Origin of the sequence: Streptomyces caelestis (assembly GCF_001279005.1) — a bacterium.
GTDB lineage: Bacteria > Actinomycetota > Actinomycetes > Streptomycetales > Streptomycetaceae > Streptomyces > Streptomyces heliomycini.
Map to the genome: position 1 here is coordinate 1 of NZ_LGCN01000048.1, position 769 is coordinate 769.

1 protein-coding gene is annotated in these 769 nt (G+C 74.4%); it reads right to left on the reverse strand.

Annotation, left to right across the window (positions count from 1 at the left end; genetic code table 11):
* Positions 1 to 769, reverse strand: a 769-nt coding sequence (locus tag ADK41_RS05140) for a ketoacyl-synthetase C-terminal extension domain-containing protein (RefSeq protein ID WP_167353450.1), incomplete at both ends; no start/stop codon positions are given.

The window sequence follows — 769 nt, forward strand, 5'->3', positions numbered from 1 at the left end:
ACTCGCCATCCCAGCCCATTGCGAGCCCTGCCCCGGGAACACGAACACCGTCTTCCCGGCCTGGGACGCCCGGCCCTCCACCACGAACGGAGACGGCTCTCCGGCGGCCAGTGCCCGCACACCGGCGAGCAGTTGTTCCCGGTCCCCCACCACCACGGCCCGGTGCTCGAAGCGGGAGCGGGACACGGCGAGCGACAACCCCACGTCACCGGCCCGCACGTCCGGGCCGCACACCTCCAGCAGCCGTGCCGCCTGCTCCCGCAATGCCTGGGGCGACTTCGCCGACAGCACCCACGGCACCGGCGCGGACACGTCGTGGGCCTCGGAGGAGGATGCCTCCGGGACCTGTTCCAGGATCACGTGCGCGTTCGTCCCGCTCACGCCGAACGACGACACCCCGGCCCGGCGCGGCCCGCCGCCGGTCTCCCACGCGCGCGCCTGGGCGAGCAGCCGGACCTCACCCGCCGACCAGTCGACCCGGGGGGTCGGCGCGTCGACATGGAGGGTCCGCGGCAGTTGCCCGTGCCGCATCGCGAGGACCATCTTCATCACTCCGGCGACACCGGCCGCCGCAGAGGTGTGGCCGATGTTGGACTTCAGCGAGCCGAGCCACAGCGGCCGCTCTGCCGGGCGTTCCCGGCCGTACGTGGCGAGCAGCGCCTGCGCCTCGATGGGGTCTCCCAGCCGCGTGCCGGTCCCGTGCGCCTCCACCGCGTCCACGTCCCTCGCCGACAGCCCCGCGTCGGCAAGCGCCGCACGGATCACCCGC